The following is a 17401-nucleotide window of genomic DNA, read 5'->3' on the forward strand; positions in this document are numbered from 1 at the left end:
TATTTTATAATCTTCGCTTACAATAGAGTACAAATAGTTAATAGCTCGTTCGTGATTTTTTGCTTCAAAATGCTCCCGAAGCGATTTTCCTCTAATAGTAATTCCGTCTTGAAGAACCATTTGAGTTTCTTGTAAACTCAAAGTATTCCCTTCGATACTATTGGAGTTATAAGTCCATTCGACAGAAAGTGCTTCTTTAATTTTGCTCAAAGCACTGTTTGACAAAGATCTATTTTTAACTAAAATAGTTTGTTTATCATACAATCGTTCAAAAGTTGATTCAAATTCCGGCAAATATGTTCTATCAATGTTCCACATAATACTACAAAGATAATAATATCGGATATATTAAAAAAACATTTTATCCGATATTAAAAAATTCTATATAAAAAAAGCCAAAACATTGATTTTGACTTTTGAATATTGACTCTAAATACTCATTCGAAACTCTTCAATCACTGGATTTGCTTTGGCAAAATCGGTTTCTTGTATAAAAACTTCTACGGCTTGGTCCGCTGTTCCAAAACCAGCCAATCGTCCTGATTGAATATTATTTTTAATAGAAGTGGTAACTTTAGCTTCTTCTAGTTTAGATTGTAAAGCTTGCGCTAAAATTTCGCTGCCTGAAAATATTTTCATTAATCCCATAATACTTTATTATTTTTTTAACTTACTTGGATTTTGTCTTGAATTAAAAATTTGAAGAATTCTAATTTCAGATTCAGATTGCACCTTATAAATAATTTTATAATCTCTTACCACCATTCTTCTGAAAGGCTCTCCTAAATATTCATCAACTTGATATTGATTTGTAAAATGAATATCTCTACTTTGGTTGACAACATCCTTAATTACATTTTTTGCTCCTTGATGTGATTTCAATTTTAAGAAGTCAAATATTATTTTTAAATCTGATATAGCCTCATTATCCCAAAGAATTCTAATTGGTTTTTGCATACTACCAATTTTCAATTTCTTTTTCTAAATCATCAATAGATTTATATTCGCCTGAAGAAATTCGTTTATCAGCTTTATGAACCATATTAATATATTCGTCTTTTGAAATGGGATTCCCTTTTACATCATAAGCAACGATTTCTGCATCTAGAATAGTTTTAAAAGCCAAAACTTTTTTTAATTTACTTTCATCGTTTATATGAAGTAACCAATCCATCAACTCTATTTTCTTAGCTGCTATATTCATAAATTTAAAGTTTTATACAAATATATTAATTTTCGTCACTTTCGTCGGCATCCATTTCAAAAAACAAAGGTTCAATCATTATTTTATCGGCGAGAGATTCTACTCTTTCGGTTAAATCCGTAGTGAAGAAAAGACGTTGTGATTTTTCGATACTGTTTGACAATCGATGGATAATAGCATCCATTCGGGTTCTGAAAAGAATATCAGCATCATCAACCACAAACATTTTGATGGTACTAATATTAAATCCAGCTGAAGCAAACATCGCGTTTATTCTATTTGGCGTTCCTATTAATACATCCAATCCTAAGGAAATTATGTTTTTATCATAATCGATATCGCCTTTGTCGTGAACTCCTAAAACACTTAAATCGTGGTAATTTCCGTATTTCAAAAACATTTCTTCCATTTCTAGAACACGTTCTTTATTTTCGACAATGATTAATGCTCTGGTGCTTTCGCCAATAGATTTTTCCATTCGCTGAATCACGTTAATGATTATCGTTGTGGATTTTCCAGCACCTTTTGGAGCAACTACAACAGCATCGGCACCACTTTTAATAGTACTGAATGTTGATTGTTGCACTTCATTGGCTTCGGTTAAACCGTTTTCGATGAGTGCTTTTTGGAGACTAGGATTTATTTTTTTTAAATTCATTTTTTTGTTGTTACACTAAGAGCCACAGAGATTCACGAAGTTTTTTGACTTTACTTTGAGCTTACTTTGTGCATCTTTGCGAAATAATTTATTTACTTGCATACAGTTTTACATCATTTTCTGAGATTTCGTTTCCTCCAAGAATGATTAATCTTTCGACCACATTTCTTAATTCGCGGATATTTCCAGTCCAGTCGTATTCTTGTAAAAGTTTAATGGCTTGTTTTGAGAATGATTTGATTGCATTGCCTTGTTCAGAAGCAATTTTGTCAGCAAAATATTCGATTAATAACGGAATATCGTCACGACGCTCGTTCAAAGCTGGCACTTTTATTAAAATTACAGCTAATCGATGGTATAAATCTTCTCGGAAACGACCTTCGGCAATTTCTAGTTTCAAATCTTTGTTGGTTGCCGCTACGACACGAACATTAACCTTTATGTCTTTGTCTGCTCCTACTCTTTGTATCAAACTTTCTTGCAAAGCTCGTAAAACTTTGGCTTGTGCCGAAAGACTCATATCGCCAATTTCGTCCAGAAAAATGGTACCACCATCAGCGGCTTCAAATTTTCCTGTACGGTCTTTTACGGCCGATGTGAAGGCTCCTTTTACGTGACCAAACAATTCGCTTTCTATTAATTCTGAAGGAATGGCAGCGCAATTAACCTCGATAAGTGGTGCGTTGCAACGCTCGCTTTTTTCGTGTAGTTGATGCGCTACAAGTTCTTTTCCTGTGCCGTTTGGCCCAGTAATCAAGACACGAGCTTCGGTGAGTGCTACTTTTTCAATCATTTCTTTGATTTGATTGATGGGTTGGCTCTCACCTATCATTTCGTAGTTTTTGGAAACTTTTTTCTTTAAAATCTTATTTTCTACAACGAGTTGTTTTTTGTCGAGTGCGTTGCGAACGGTATTTAGCAATCTATTCAAATCTGGTGGTTTAGATATATAATCGAAAGCACCGAGTCGCATTGTTTTTACAGCGGTTTCGAGATCTCCGTGACCTGAAATCATTACCATTTGAATTTCGGGTTTAAGTTTTTTTGCAGCTTCAAGCACTTCTACACCATCCATTTTTGGCATTTTGATGTCGCAAAGAACCAAATCATAGTCATCGTTTTTTATTTTTTCCAATCCTTGTACACCGTCTTCGGCTTCGTCTACTTTGTAAGTATCGCTTTCTTCGGTTAGTATTTTGGTAAGAACTCGGCGAATGGCTGGTTCGTCTTCGATGATTAGGATTTTTGACATAATTATATTTTCTTGGTGATTTTTACTGCTATTCCGCTGAAAGTTTTAGATGTATATTTTGTTCGTGGTGCATCGCTAAACATAACTCCACTTTCTCGATCGGTATAATTTTTTTTGAAGTTGATAATGGCATCACAATTTCGTTCAACTGCCAATTTTTTAATCTCTATTAATAAATCTTCTTCAAAAGAATGTTGTGCACCTAATGTTTCTATCAAACCTATTTTTTCGAATTCAAAATCAAGTGTTTCTCCCTCAACAAATATTTTAATAGAATCTGATTCTTCATTTGATATTTTTTTGTGTACTTCAGTTAAACTACTTTTTTCATATTCTACTTTTTTAAGATGATCAAAATAGGTGAAATTAGAATTTGAAAACATTCCGACAGAACAAGAAGTTAATAAGCTTAGGAAAATAAACAGTATTGCGAATTTTAAATTTTTAATCATTTGCTAATTTGATTATTCGTTTGTGGCCAAAAAGGCAAAGTTAAGTCTTTTTTGAACCATTAAGAAATTAAGGTTCATTAAGATGTATTATTTGTTTTGGAACGAAATGTTGCTCTAGCCCCGATGGAAGGGAAAATCCTTTTTGGAGAAAACTTATTTTTTCTGGAACTTGCAGAACGACCAAAGGAAGTTCCTGCAAGTTGTTAGAAAAAAAGTTTTAGACAAAAAGATTTGGAATGACAGCGGGATTGGCTCCTAATACTGAAGCCACTTGTATAGTTCTTTCCAAGTTGGTTTTTTGCCATACATTAGGATTCCGACTCGATATATTTTTGCAGCAAACCAAACTACTCCTAAAAATGTTGCGAATAATAGCGTAATGGAGATGGCGAGTTGCCACCAAGGCACACCAAATGGAATTCGCATAAGCATTACGATAGGTGATGTAAGTGGCACCATTGAGAATATTATGGCGACAGTTCCGTGAGGATCGTTGACAACGGTAAAAAAACCTATATAAACCCCTAATATTAAAGGCATTATGATAGGCAAGAGAAATTGTTGCGAATCGGTTTCAGAATCTACCGCAGCACCAATGGCGGCGTAGAAGGAACTATATAGAAAGTAGCCTCCGATGAAATAGATGATGAAACTGGAGATTAAGGTTCCTAGTGGTAAATTCAATATTTCTTTAACATAACTCTGAATTGTTATGCCTAATCCTTCTTGAACTTTGCCAACCATTTCAGGATCTACACTGGATTCAGCACCTGTTTGAATACCAAAAAAAGCGGAAATACTAAACATTAAAATACCGCCAACGATTGCCCAAATGGCAAATTGTAGGATTCCTGCAAGTGAATTTCCAATGATTTTTCCCATCATCAATTGGTAAGGTTTTACAGAAGATATAATGATTTCGATGATGCGTGAGGTTTTTTCTTCGATGACACTTCGCATTACAAAATTGCCATAAATTACAATAAACATCATAATTAAGTAACCAAATGCGCCACCAATCGCAATTTTCATTTCATTGATTCCTTTAATAGTGTCTTCGCCTGAAAATTTGGTCAAATGAATATTGGAACTTACCTCAGCTTTTTCAATTTTATCATTGTCAAAGCCTAAAACAGCAAGATTGGCTTGGGTCAATTTATTATTGATGACTTTTTCGGTAGTAATAATAAATTTCATACTTGGGCTATCGTCAGAAATGTATTGTACTTTTTCGGAAAGCTCTTGAATGTTAGCGACTTTTGGAATAAAGATCAAACCTTCGTAGTTTTTACTTGCGGTATCTTTTGCTAATTGCAATGGCATTCCTGACAAATCCACATAGACTGTTTCTTTGGTGTTTTTGAAGTCGGCTTTCAGTATACTTAATTCGTCATGAATGGCAATCTTGGTTACTTCATCTTTATTCATAGTAGCTAGATAGCCTACAAAAAAAGAAAGTCCAACGATTAATAACGGACTTAAAAAAGTCATTACAATAAAGGATTTATTGCGAACTTTGGCAATGAATTCTCTTTTTATGATAAGGGATAGTATAGACATTTTTTTGGATTTTTGGATCATTCGGTTGTTAGACTTTTCGAATAATCGAATAATCTAACAATCCAACAATCTATTTGGTTACTGTTTGAATAAATATATCGTTTACGCTTGGAATATTTTCTGAAAAATGGGTGACTTGACCTCGACTTGTTAGAATATTCAAAAGTTCGTTTGAAGTGGCGTTGCCTAGATCGATTTCAAGTTTTAAATCGTCGTTTAGGGATTTGAAATTGGTTTGTGACACTGTGAATTTTTGCGTTAAATCGTACATTAATCCCTCGACATTGTTGGTTAGTATCCCAACTTGAAACTTGTGTGTTCGGTATTGTCGTTTCACATCTTCAAGTTTTCCTTCGATGAGTTTATTGGATTGGTGTATTAAGGCTATATAATCGCACATTTCTTCTACGCTTTCCATTCTGTGAGTAGAAAAAATGATGGAAGTTCCTTTTTTGTTCAATTCGATTATTTCATCTTTAATCAAATTGGCATTGACAGGATCAAATCCTGAAAAGGGTTCGTCGAGAATTAACAATTTTGGTTGGTGTAAAATGGTAACAATAAACTGTATTTTTTGTGCCATTCCTTTGGATAATTCTTGGATTTTCTTATTCCACCATCCTTCAATTTCAAATTTTTCGAACCAATATTTGAGTTGTTTTTGTGCTTCTGCTTTTGGCATTCCTTTGAGTTGGGCAAGATACAAACACTGCTCACCTACTTTCATCGTTTTATACAAACCTCTTTCTTCAGGCATATAACCAATGTATTGTACATCACTTGGCGTTAGTTTTTTGCCATCAAGCAATACTTCACCAGAATCTGGCATCGTAATTTGGTTGATAATACGTATTAAAGTAGTTTTCCCTGCTCCATTTGGACCTAAAAGCCCATAAATACTTCCTTTTGGAACTTGCAGCGAGACACTGTTTAAGGCGGTGTAATCGCCATATTGCTTGACTACGTTTTTTACTTCGAGAATATTATTCATTGTAAAATATTGGTTTTTTTGGTAAAAATAAGAATTAAAACTTTTTTAGAACCATTAAGGAATTAAGAAAATTAAGTTTTAAAATTTAATAGTTAGATAACAGATTGCATTAAATGTTACAAAAAACCCACCCTAATTTGCACTAGGATGGGAAAAAAAATAAAATAAGTCGAAACTCATTCTACTATATTATGAAAACATATCTTTTACTTTCTCAAAGAATGATTTTTCTGATTTTTCTGGATTTGGAGTAAAATTTGGATCAGTAATATTCTTTTCAAAAAATGCTTTTTGATCTTTGTTTAAAGTTTTTGGTGTCCATACATTCACGTGAACAAGCAAATCACCATTTCCATAGCTATTAATACTTGGAATTCCTTTTCCTTTTAGTCGAAGAATTTTTCCTGACTGGATTCCTTCTTCTAGTTTGATGCGCACTTTTCCGTTTACAGCATCAATGTCTTTAGAAATTCCTAAAACAGCTTCGGCAAAACTGATATACAAATCGTAATGTAAGTTTTCACCTTCTCGTTTCAGAAATTCGTGTTCAATTTCTTCAATGGCTACAATTAAATCACCTGGAATTCCGTTTCCTGGAGCATCATTTCCTTTGTTGGAAACTTTTAATTGCATTCCATCAACCACACCAGCAGGGATTTTTATAGAAACGGTTTCGTCTTCTAGAATCATACCTTGAGAATCTGCATCGGCAGGTTTTCTTTCAATAATTTGACCAGAGCCACCACAAGTTGGACAGGTTGATGCGGATTGCATACGTCCCAAAATTGTGTTTGTAACTCGCATTACTTGCCCTTGACCGTTACAAGTTGAACAGGTTTTGTAGGAAACTCCTGGTGCTTGTGTTTTGCGTTTGACTTTGACTTTTTTCTCGACACCATTGGCAATTTCTTCCAAAGTTAATTTGACTTTGATACGAAGGTTGCTTCCTTTGGCACGACGTTGACCTCCGCCACCGCCAAAACCACCAAAACCACCACCACCAAAAATATCACCGAACTGGCTGAAAATATCATCCATATTCATTCCGCCACCGCTAAAACCACCACCGCCATTACCTCCTTCAAAGGCTTGATGACCAAAACGATCGTATTGTGCTTTCTTTTGAGGATCGCTTAATACTTCGTAGGCTTCGGCAGCTTGTTTAAATTTTTCTTCGGCTGCTGCATCGCCTGGATTTTTGTCTGGGTGATGCTCTATCGCTTTTTTGCGGTATGCTTTTTTGATTTCGGCTTCGTTGGCACTTTTAGTAACGCCTAATATTTCGTAAAAATCTTTTTTCATTTTTAAATTAAGGATTAAGGATTTTAGAATTAGGTTTAATTCAAAATCTTACTATTTTAGTTTCCTATTACTACTTTAGGAAAACGGATGATTTTGTCACCTAACTTGTATCCTTTTTCGATTACATCAACTATTTTTCCTTTTAGTTTATCACCTGCTGGAATCTGAGTAATAGCTTCAGCAAAATCAGCATCGAAAGCATCACCAGATTTAATTTCAACTACTTCCAATCCTTTAGAATACAAAGTGTCTTTTAGTTTTGTATGAATCAATTCGACACCTTTGATTAGGTTTTCGTCTTCCGATTTTGTGATTTCCACAATAGCTCTGTCAAAATCATCCATTACTGGAAGCATTGCTTGTAAAACTTCTTGGTTGGCAGTTTTAAACAAATCAATTCTTTCTTTAGTCGTACGTCTTTTATAATTTTCAAATTCTGCAAAAAGACGAAGGAATTTGTCTTTTTCGTGTGCTAAATCCTTAGCTAATTGTTCTTCAACACTTAATTCTTCAACTATTAATTGTTCTCCATTAGCATTTTGTTCTAATGTAATTTCATCTAATTCTTTGTCAATTTCAGTATTCTCAGTAGTCATTTTTGCTTTATTTTTAAATATCTTTTTAAAATTCATTGTATTTCTAATCAGATTGCAAAAGTACTGCCAATTATGAAATAAATGTCAAATTGTCATTAAATAATTTAATATAATTTTAAGAAAGATTGATTTTTGATTTTGTAAATTTGGCGTATATAAAATATTTACTTTTTTCACCTATTATTAATTCAACATACTTTAAAAGCACCAATTTCTATGGTGCTTTTTATTATTTATGCTAGTTTATTTTTTAAGTAAATCATTTAATGCAGTATGAATGGTTTTGAATTCAAATTGAAAACCTGCTTTCGCAATTTTTTCTGAACTTACATCTTGACTTTCAAATAACAGAGTATGCATTTCGCCAAGAACTAATTTCATTATAAATTTAGGGATATTTGGCAAGAAATAAGGCTTGTCTAATGTTCTTGCAACTACTTCAGAAAGTTCATTATTAGTCACTGGAATTGGCCCAACAGCATTATAAACTCCTGATAAATTATTTTGCAAAGCAAACAAAAACATATTTGCTAAATCATGAATATGTATCCAAGATTGTTTTTGCTTTCCTGAACCAAAAGCTGCTCCAAGACCTAACTTGGTTGGTTTTATAATTTCTGGTAAAGCGCCACCTAGAGTCGATAAAACTAAGCCAATTCTTAGCTTACAAACTTTAATTTTTAATCGTTCAATTTGATCAACAGACTCCTCCCACTTATGAACTACATTAGAAAGAAAAGAGTTATTAAAATCGTGAAAATCTTCAATGTAGAAATGATTTAAACTGTCAGGATAAATGCCAATTGCTGATGCCGAAATAAACTGTTCTACTTGATGTGGATTTTCTTTTAAAACTTTAAACAATAAATTAGAGGACAAAACACGACTCTCAATAATTTCTTGTTTATACTTTAAAGTCCATCGTTTTGCAATTGATGCACCGGCTAAATTAATAATAGCGGTAACTCCTAATAAGCAATTCTCATCGATTATTCCCGTTTGAGGATTCCAATAAAAACCAGAGTAGTTGGGTTGATGTTGTATTTTATTTTTTGAAGTGGTGAGATAATGGATTTTTATACCGTTTTGAAGCAACAATTCGGAAATTTGTTTACCTATAAGACCTGTTGCACCAGTAATTAAGACTTTCATTTTCTTTTTATTCAAAAATAGCCATAGTACTTCTTAATAAAATGTTATTGCAGTCAGTTTAACTATTGTTTAAGTTTACTAGATGGAGAATTTACGATTTAACTCGAATACTCCATTCAAAATCCATTTCAGAAACTTGTTCGCCTTTTTCATTGACACCAATAGATTTCATCCAGAATGTTTGTCCTTCGCCAGAAGCAATTGTATTCTTTATAGCTTCTTCTATTAAATGTCCATCGTGACACGTAAAAGTAATGCGACCTGTTGCTTTTTTAGAAAAATTTCCTTTATTATTAGCTACTAGCATAGATATATTTCGTCTGCTTTTTTGAATGTGTAACATCACTAATGCTCCCGTTGTAAGCTCAGCCGCCATAGCTTGTACGGCAAAATACATTGATTTGAAAGGGTTTTGACTTATCCATCGGTGTTTTACAGAAACTACACATTGAGATTCAGAAATACTTTTTGCTCTAACGCCTGACCAATAGGCTGATGGCAATTTAAAAAACAAAAACTTGTTTAAATTTGAGGCTGTAAACTGCATAATGATTGATTTTTTTGCTAAAATACAAAATAATACTATGCACGCCTACTTTTTTTATTTGTTAAATAAATGTTAACATTTAGTACTTTGTTTTGCATAATACCTTTTTTTAACCTTATCTTTGTATAAGAAATTAATAGCCAAAAGAAAGTACTATTATAAATCGTCAATCAAAAAATCAAAAATTATGGAGGCAATTCTAACATCAAACAAAGAAAAAAACTTCTCCGCATTTATTCATTTAAGTGCTTTAACAAAATATTTTATTCCTTTTGGCAATTATATACTGCCAATACTATTATGGGGAAGTAAAAAAGATTCGTCAGAATTTATAAATTATAACGGAAAGCATGTGATTAATTTTCAGCTAAGTATGTTACTGTATTCCATTCTATTATTAGCCATCTCTATTCCTACTTTATTGTTCTCCATATTTAGTAATGTGAGTTTTAATGAAATTGAGAATGGCGATTTTCTAATCGAAAAATTAGCAACTGGAAACATTACGGGAATTGTCCTAATAGCAATAATAGCGATTGGACTGTTTTGCTTTATGAAAATTGCAGAGTTTTTCTTAATTATATATGCAGCAGTAAAAACAAATGAAGGATATAAATTCAAATATCCACTAACAATTAATTTTATAAAATAAGTTTCAATCATCAGCCGCAAAGGCAAATCAAAATCAATCAAAAAATGAACAGTTTAATCACTAAAAAAGAATTTTTATGAACATTGAAAACACAAAAGCGCAAATGCGAAAAGGTGTTCTTGAGTTTTGCATCTTATCGGTCTTGAAAGATAAGGAAGCATACACCTCAGAAATATTAGACACTTTAAAAAACGCCAAATTGCTTGTCGTAGAAGGAACAGTATATCCGCTACTGACAAGATTAAAAAATGACGGATTACTCGACTATCGTTGGGAAGAATCCACATCAGGACCACCAAGGAAATATTACGGTCTGACCGAAGAAGGAAACTCATTTTTAACAGAATTAAATGGCACTTGGACTGAATTGTCTGATGCAGTAACACTTATAACTACCAAAAACTAAAGCTATGAACAAGACAGTAAATATGAATTTAGGAGGTTTTTTCTTTCACATAGATGAAGATGCCTATCAAAAATTGAATCGCTATTTTGATGCAATAAAACGCTCTTTATCAAATGATGGACGTGAAGAAATAATGAATGATATTGAAAGTAGGATATCTGAACTATTTTCTGAAAAAATTACCAGCGAAAAACAAGTTCTTGGAATAAAAGAAATAGATGATGTTATTGCTGTTATGGGACAACCCGAAGATTATAAAATCGAAGACGAACCAAAACAAGAAAATTTTAGCACAATCTATAATCCTATTAAAACAAGAAAACTATATCGTGATGTAGAAGGCGGAATTATTGGAGGTGTTTTGTCTGGTTTTGGGCATTATTTTGGAATAGATAAAATTTGGTTGCGATTAATAATGCTTATATTGTTATTAACTTTTGGTTCTGGAGTAGTAGTTTATATTATATTTTGGATTATTATGCCTGAAGCAAAAACGACTTCCGAAAAATTAGAAATGCGAGGAGAACCAATTAACATTTCGAATATTGAAAAAAAAGTTAGAGAAGAATTTGACAGTATTTCAGATAAAATAAAAAATGCTGATTATGACAAAATGGGAACTCAATTTAAATCTGGCGCCGAAAAAATTGGAGGTGCAGTAGAAACTGTTTTTCCTAAATTATTTGAAGTATTTGGTAAGGTATTGGGGGGATTTATAGTTTTCATAGCAGCTTCCGTAATTATTGGATCTATAGTTGCCTTCTTTACCATTGGAACATTTCAGTTTTTGGACACACCATTTTTAGAGCATGCAGAAATAGAAAATTTCTCAGGAATTCCGATGTGGCTTATCATATTTTTAAGCATTCTAGCTGGTGGAATTCCATTTATATTCTTACTGATTTTAGGACTGAAATTATTAGTAACTAACCTTAGATCTATTGGAAATACAGCAAAATATACGCTATTAGGCTTGTGGATTGTTTCAATTATAATACTAATAGGTTTTGGAATCAAACAAGGAACTGAATCTGCATACGAAGGTCGCATTTCTGAAAAACAAACTCTAAATTTAAATCCAAGTGACACATTGCGAATTAAATTCAAATACAACGATATGTATGCCAAAGGATTTTATAATGATGATAACGAATTGGTGCAAGATGCTTCCAATAAAAATTTGATTTATTCTAACGAAGTAACCATTGAAATTTTAGAATCCAATGAAACAACGCCTTACATTCAAATTGAAAAATTAGCTGAAGGAAAATCATTGTCTGATGCGAGACAAAGAGCCGAAAAAATTAAATACAGCTATAAAATTGAAGGAAACGAACTTGTATTTGATAATTACTGGTTGACCGATGTAGAAAATAAATTCAGAGACCAAGAAGTTAAAATTTATCTTTACTTACCAAAAGGAATCGTTTTTAAAGCAGACAAATCAGTTCAAGAATATGATGATAGCGAAAATGATTACTTCAACTTGCACCACAGTTCAGACGACTATATTTATAAAGTAGAATCGAATAAAATAAAATGTTTGAATTGCCCAGACGAGGAAACGTATGAATATAATGATGGCAACAACGATCAATTAGAAGAAGATTTAGAAGATATCATTCCGAGTAATGTGACTATCAACAAAAACGGAATTTCTATAACAAACGATACTATTAATTCCAATTCAAAAGATATTAAGGAGTTAAAAATCAATAAAGACGGGATAATAATTAAAACCAATTAGTTATGATAAAGTTACTTATGAATCTAGCAAAAATAATAGTAGCCACGTTTATAGCGTTACTATTTAATTCCTGCAAGCACGATATTGATTTCGATTTCGGACAAGAAAGTATCAAAGGTAACGGCAACGTGATTACCGAAAACAGAAACTTATCTGGTTTTGAAAAAGTAACTGTAAATCGAGCTTTAGATTGTGAAATTATTCAATCAAATACCTTTAAAGTAGTTGTTGAAGCTGATGAGAATTTAATTAAAGGAATTGAAACCTATGTGGAAAATGGCACTTTAAAAATAACCTCAAAGTACAACAACTATCACAATGTGGCTTCAAAGAAAATAACTGTTTATTTACCTATCATTTCTGGGCTAGAAAGTTCAAGCGGCTCTAATTTAACAAATAAAGGTGTAATCAAAAGCAATAATATATATCTAAAGTCAAGTAGTGCAGCTGATATGAATGTTGTTATTGAATCTGATAAAATTACTGTAGAAACTACCAGTGGAAGCGAAATAAAAGTAAAGGGCAAAGCAATTGCGCTTGAAACTGCTTCTTCAAGTGGAAGCTCAATAGATGCTGAAGAATTACTTGTCAACGAAGTAAATGCTCAAAGCAGCAGCGGCAGTGAAACCGTAGTAAATCCAATTTTAAAATTGTCTGCCAAAGCCAGCAGTGGAAGCAGTATTGGATATATCAAAAAACCAAATCAAATCGACATTGAAGAATCTTCAGGTGGAAGTGTGGGTAAAGAATAAATTTTGAAAAATCAATCAATAAAATCAATCAATATGAAAACAAAATAAATGAAAAGTCAATTTAAAATCCTAATATTAAGTTTACTGACCAATTTGAGTTTTTTCGGACAAACGAAAGACTTTGTAAAAAACGATAGCATAATTTATCCAATTCACAAATCAAACATTGGCAAAATTGCTTTTATTTCACAGCCAATTGCAATCGAAAACTTCAAAGAAACAGATTTTCTAAAATCATTTGAATTAAAAGAGAAATCAGATTTAAATATCAGAGTTTTTTTAGACAAATCTTTGACAAATTATCTTCATTTGTTATCACCGCAATCAACTGCTGACGAACTGACTAAAAACGGGAATTATCAATTTACATTTATTATTGACGGCAAAAAAATTTATGTTGAAAACCTAAATATTGGAGCTGGAAGCGCAGAAAGCAAAAATCAGAAAACAATTTTCAGAGTTCCATTAATAAGTTCCACTAACGAAGATTCTTGGGGTAAATTTCTTTGGAATAGATTTTTTGGCAATGGCGGTCAAGAAGCCCTTTCAGAAGGAGAACATTTACTTAAAATTGAAATCAGACCTTATTTAAAACTGACCGAAGTTTTGACTGGTAACATAATTGCTGAAGGGCAAATAAAAATTATCATTCCAGAAATAAAAATCGATGAAAAACTGGTTAAAATTCAATCGATAAAACCAATTAAAGATTGGCAGATTTCAAAAGATAAAATTGATATTGCTAAAATTGAAGAACTAAACCGAAAAATTGCGAAGAAAACCTATAAAAATGTAACCAGTATTGTTGCAATAAAAGACGGAAAAATTCTAATTGAAGAGTATTTCAATGGCGCAAATAGAAACTCGCTTCACGACACGCGTTCAGTTGGTAAATCATTTGCATCGACTCTTTTAGGAATCGCAATAAAAGACAAATACATAAAAAGCGAAACGCAAACCCTAAAAGAATTTTACGACCTAAAATCCTTTCAAAACTATTCAACAGCAAAAGACAGTATCACATTAAAAAGTTTACTGACAATGAGTTCAACTTTTGAAGGATCGGATATGAATACTGAATCAATTGGTCACGAAGAAAATATGTATCCTACTAAAAATTGGGTTGACTTTACATTAAATCTTCCTATTAACAAAACAAAAGTTGCGGGAAAACAATGGGATTATTTTACTGCTGGCTGTATAGTTTTGGGCGACATAATTCATAAATCTGTTCCAGATGGATTAGAAAAATATGCCGACAAAAATTTATTTCGCCCTCTTGGTATTACTAAATACAAATGGCAATTTACACCGCAAAAAGTTGTAAATACGGCGGGAAGTTTGCAATTAAGTTCATTGAACTATGCTAAATTCGGGCAATTATATAAAAATCAAGGAACGTGGAATGGAAAACAAATTTTATCAAAAGAATGGGTTACTGAAAGTTTGTCGCATCAAATGGAAATATCAGAAGACGAATTTTATGGCTACCTATTTTGGAATAAAACATACAAACTGAATGGCAAAGATTATGAAGTTTACTATTCTAGCGGAAACGGTGGAAATAGAATTTTCATTTTCAAAAACCAACCAATTGTTATTGTAATTACTGCCACAGCATACAATACGCCAAACGGAGAAAAACAAATTGAAAAGATGATGCAAGAATATTTAATACCAGCAATAACTAAATAAAAATCAATCATTATGAAAACAAAATCAATTCATTCAATAGTAAAGTCAATCACTTTAAGTATTGTAGTTCTACTAATTACCACAAATGTTAGTATAGGACAAAACAAAACTTCACAAATCGATAAATTAATGATTCAATTTGCTGAATATAATCAATTTAATGGGTCTGTACTTGTTGCAGAACAAGGGAAAATAATATACAAAAAAGGATTTGGAATGGCTAATATAGAATGGAATATTCCAAACAATCCAGATACGAAACACAGATTGGGTTCTATTTCCAAACAGTTTACGGCTTTATTGATTATTCAATTGGTTGAACAAGGGAAATTAAAATTAGACGCACCAATTTCATTATATTTACCCGATTATCCTAAAACAACTGGAGACATAATCACTGTTCATCATTTGCTAACACACACATCTGGAATTCCAAATTACACCTCTTTTCCTAACTTTTTTAAAGAGGTAAGTCGAAATCCGTTCACTCCTGAAGTTTTTGTAAAACAATTTTCAGATTTACCCCTTCAATTTAAACCAGGTGAAAAATTTGCTTACAGCAATTCTGGTTATTTCTTATTGGGTCACATTATCGAAAAAGTTTCGGGAAAGAGTTTTGAAAAAAACTTACACGAATCCATTTTCACTCCCTTAAAAATGAACAATACTGGCTATGATAGTAGTTCTGTGATACTAAAAAATAGAGCATCTGGTTATGAGAAAAAAGGAAATGGTTATGAAAATGCACCTTATATTGATATGTCAATTCCTTATGCTGCAGGTTCATTATACTCAACTGTTGAAGACCTATACCTCTGGGATCAAGCGCTTTACAACAACCAATTGCTTTCGTCAAAATCAATGGAATTGTTATTTGGTTCTTATATTTCTACTGGAAAAGGCAGTTATGGATATGGATGGAATACTAATGAAGTGCCAAATGGAAATGACAAATTACGAATTATAGAACATGGAGGTGGAATTAATGGGTTTAACACTGTAATTTCTCGAATACCTTCTGATAAAAATTTGGTAATTTTATTAAATAATACTGGAAGCACAAACTTAGGAGAAATGAATAAGGCAATTCGAAATATTCTTTATGATTTGCCATTCGATGCTCCAAAAATGTCATTAGCAAATGCTTTACTTAACGAAATAAAAGAAAAAGGATTAACAAGCGGTTTAGAAAAACTAAAAGAACTTAAAAAATCTGATAAATATAGTATAAAAGAATCCGAAATAAATGATGCTGGTTATCAGTTTTTACAAATTGATAAAGTAACCGAAGCTATTGAATTTTTCAAAATTAATATCGAAAATTTTCCAAAATCAGGAAATGCTTATGATAGTTTAGGTGAAGCCTATTTAAAATCTGGAAACAAAATATTGGCTATCGAAAATTATAAAAAATCAGTGGAACTTGATCCTAAAAACGAAAACGGAAAGAAAATAATAGAGGAAATTTCTAAATAGAAATTATACTCTTTAAATTCGTATCCTAAACATTCGAAAACATCGGTTTTAATTTTTATTGAAACCGATGTTTTTATTTATATTTGCATAAAAACTAATACAAAATGAAAAAAACATACCTACTAATTTTTACAGTTTTATTATCAACAATAACTCTCGCACAAAAGAAAGAAAAAATCAAAGGGACTAAAATTGTGACCATCGTAAAAAGCGAAGTGGAACCGTTTACCGAAATTGAAATCGAAGACAACCTAGAAGTGTTTCTTATCAAAGGGGAAAAAAATAGTGTCGAAATTGAAACCGATGAAAATCTCCACGCTATTATCAACCATCAAACCTATGGAAAAACCCTTCGATTAAACACTAATAAGGAGATTTCTGGATTCAAAAAATTAGAAGTTCGAGTAACTTATACGGACAGTCTAAAACTCATCACAAACCGTCACGAAGCAAAATTAAATATTTTGACTGAAATGGCAATTCCCAATATTACTATAAAAACATTTGACTATTCTAAAAGTTTTATTAATGCAAATTCTCCAAAATTTACATTACTTGCAAACGATAAGTCTGAAATTGCAATGAATATAAAAGGAGAAAATACATTTGTCGAAGTAAGCAAAAATGCCTCCGTAAAAGCGCTTATTTCTTCAAACAAGCTTACTTTTGATATGTACCAAAAATCAGATGCTGTACTCGAGGGCGATGTAAACGAGCTCAAAGTGAGATTAGACAATAATGCTAAATATGAGGGCAAAAAACTAATCTCAAAAACGCTTGACCTCACCACAGAAGGCGATACAGATTGTACTGTAAATACGAATGGAAATCTTATTATTACTGCCAACGGAAAATCAGAAATTAAAATTTATGGTGAACCAAAAATTGAGTTAAAAAAGTTTACAGGCGAAAGCAAATTGATAAAGAAAATGACTAAATAATTTCAATATTTATAAATG

The 17401-nt window shown here is 32.0% G+C and carries 19 protein-coding genes and 1 pseudogene; 7 read left to right on the top strand and 13 right to left on the bottom strand.

Annotation, left to right across the window (positions count from 1 at the left end):
- The 13 genes and pseudogenes from RMO70_RS00150 to RMO70_RS00210 all read right to left on the bottom strand — a co-directional run.
- Positions 1–318, bottom strand: a pseudogene (locus tag RMO70_RS00150) (Fic family protein); the annotation flags it as partial.
- A gap of 111 nt (positions 319–429) precedes the next feature.
- Positions 430–648, bottom strand: a complete 219-nt coding sequence (locus tag RMO70_RS00155; RefSeq protein ID WP_310554391.1) for a putative signal transducing protein — start codon at positions 646–648, stop codon at positions 430–432.
- 9 nt (positions 649–657) lie between these two features.
- Complete coding sequence (locus RMO70_RS00160; protein ID WP_310554392.1) at positions 658–957, bottom strand: type II toxin-antitoxin system RelE/ParE family toxin; 300 nt, start codon at positions 955–957, stop codon at positions 658–660.
- 1 nt (position 958) lies between these two features.
- Positions 959–1204 carry a hypothetical protein gene (locus tag RMO70_RS00165; RefSeq protein WP_310554393.1) on the bottom strand — a complete coding sequence of 82 codons (246 nt, stop codon included), beginning with the start codon at positions 1202–1204 and terminating at the stop codon, positions 959–961.
- 25 nt (positions 1205–1229) lie between these two features.
- A complete protein-coding gene (locus RMO70_RS00170) occupies positions 1230–1862 on the bottom strand; it encodes a DEAD/DEAH box helicase (protein WP_310554394.1) in 633 nt (210 codons plus the stop codon).
- A gap of 88 nt (positions 1863–1950) precedes the next feature.
- Positions 1951–3114: a sigma-54 dependent transcriptional regulator gene (locus tag RMO70_RS00175; RefSeq protein ID WP_310554395.1), complete on the bottom strand. Its 1164-nt coding sequence runs from the start codon at positions 3112–3114 to the stop codon at positions 1951–1953.
- Between the two features lie 2 nt (positions 3115–3116).
- Positions 3117–3566, bottom strand: coding sequence for a hypothetical protein (locus RMO70_RS00180; RefSeq protein ID WP_310554396.1), 450 nt, complete (start codon positions 3564–3566; stop codon positions 3117–3119).
- A gap of 255 nt (positions 3567–3821) precedes the next feature.
- A complete protein-coding gene (locus RMO70_RS00185) occupies positions 3822–5126 on the bottom strand; it encodes an ABC transporter permease (protein WP_310554397.1) in 1305 nt (434 codons plus the stop codon).
- Positions 5127–5196: 70 nt separating this feature from the next.
- On the bottom strand, positions 5197–6117 hold the full coding sequence (locus RMO70_RS00190) for an ABC transporter ATP-binding protein (protein WP_310554398.1): 921 nt from the start codon (positions 6115–6117) through the stop codon (positions 5197–5199).
- 189 nt (positions 6118–6306) lie between these two features.
- Complete coding sequence (dnaJ, locus tag RMO70_RS00195) at positions 6307–7419, bottom strand: molecular chaperone DnaJ (protein ID WP_310554399.1); 1113 nt, start codon at positions 7417–7419, stop codon at positions 6307–6309.
- Between the two features lie 56 nt (positions 7420–7475).
- The gene (locus RMO70_RS00200; RefSeq protein ID WP_310554400.1) at positions 7476–8051 is read right to left on the bottom strand and encodes a nucleotide exchange factor GrpE; all 576 of its coding nucleotides are present in this window, start codon (positions 8049–8051) and stop codon (positions 7476–7478) included.
- 207 nt (positions 8052–8258) lie between these two features.
- On the bottom strand, positions 8259–9167 hold the full coding sequence (locus RMO70_RS00205; protein WP_310554401.1) for a TIGR01777 family oxidoreductase: 909 nt from the start codon (positions 9165–9167) through the stop codon (positions 8259–8261).
- 91 nt (positions 9168–9258) lie between these two features.
- Positions 9259–9714: a DUF4442 domain-containing protein gene (locus RMO70_RS00210; RefSeq protein WP_310554402.1), complete on the bottom strand. Its 456-nt coding sequence runs from the start codon at positions 9712–9714 to the stop codon at positions 9259–9261.
- A gap of 187 nt (positions 9715–9901) precedes the next feature.
- Between RMO70_RS00210 and RMO70_RS00215 the strand changes: the two genes are divergently transcribed.
- From RMO70_RS00215 to RMO70_RS00245, 7 genes are all read left to right on the top strand, one after another.
- Entirely contained in the window at positions 9902–10366 is a 465-nt protein-coding gene (locus RMO70_RS00215; protein ID WP_310554403.1) for a DUF4870 domain-containing protein, read from the top strand.
- Between the two features lie 76 nt (positions 10367–10442).
- Positions 10443–10772, top strand: a complete 330-nt coding sequence (locus RMO70_RS00220; protein ID WP_310554404.1) for a PadR family transcriptional regulator — start codon at positions 10443–10445, stop codon at positions 10770–10772.
- Between the two features lie 4 nt (positions 10773–10776).
- Positions 10777–12519: a PspC domain-containing protein gene (locus RMO70_RS00225; RefSeq protein WP_310554405.1), complete on the top strand. Its 1743-nt coding sequence runs from the start codon at positions 10777–10779 to the stop codon at positions 12517–12519.
- 2 nt (positions 12520–12521) lie between these two features.
- On the top strand, positions 12522–13271 hold the full coding sequence (locus RMO70_RS00230; RefSeq protein WP_310554406.1) for a head GIN domain-containing protein: 750 nt from the start codon (positions 12522–12524) through the stop codon (positions 13269–13271).
- A 48-nt stretch (positions 13272–13319) separates the two neighbouring features.
- Positions 13320–14966 carry a serine hydrolase gene (locus RMO70_RS00235; RefSeq protein ID WP_310554407.1) on the top strand — a complete coding sequence of 549 codons (1647 nt, stop codon included), beginning with the start codon at positions 13320–13322 and terminating at the stop codon, positions 14964–14966.
- 12 nt (positions 14967–14978) lie between these two features.
- Positions 14979–16442, top strand: a complete 1464-nt coding sequence (locus RMO70_RS00240) for a serine hydrolase (RefSeq protein ID WP_310554408.1) — start codon at positions 14979–14981, stop codon at positions 16440–16442.
- 104 nt (positions 16443–16546) lie between these two features.
- The gene (locus tag RMO70_RS00245; RefSeq protein ID WP_310554409.1) at positions 16547–17383 is read left to right on the top strand and encodes a GIN domain-containing protein; all 837 of its coding nucleotides are present in this window, start codon (positions 16547–16549) and stop codon (positions 17381–17383) included.
- Positions 17384–17401: the final 18 nt, after the last annotated feature.

Origin of the sequence: Flavobacterium sp. (assembly GCF_031422135.1) — a bacterium.
Taxonomy (GTDB): Bacteria; Bacteroidota; Bacteroidia; order Flavobacteriales; family Flavobacteriaceae; genus Flavobacterium.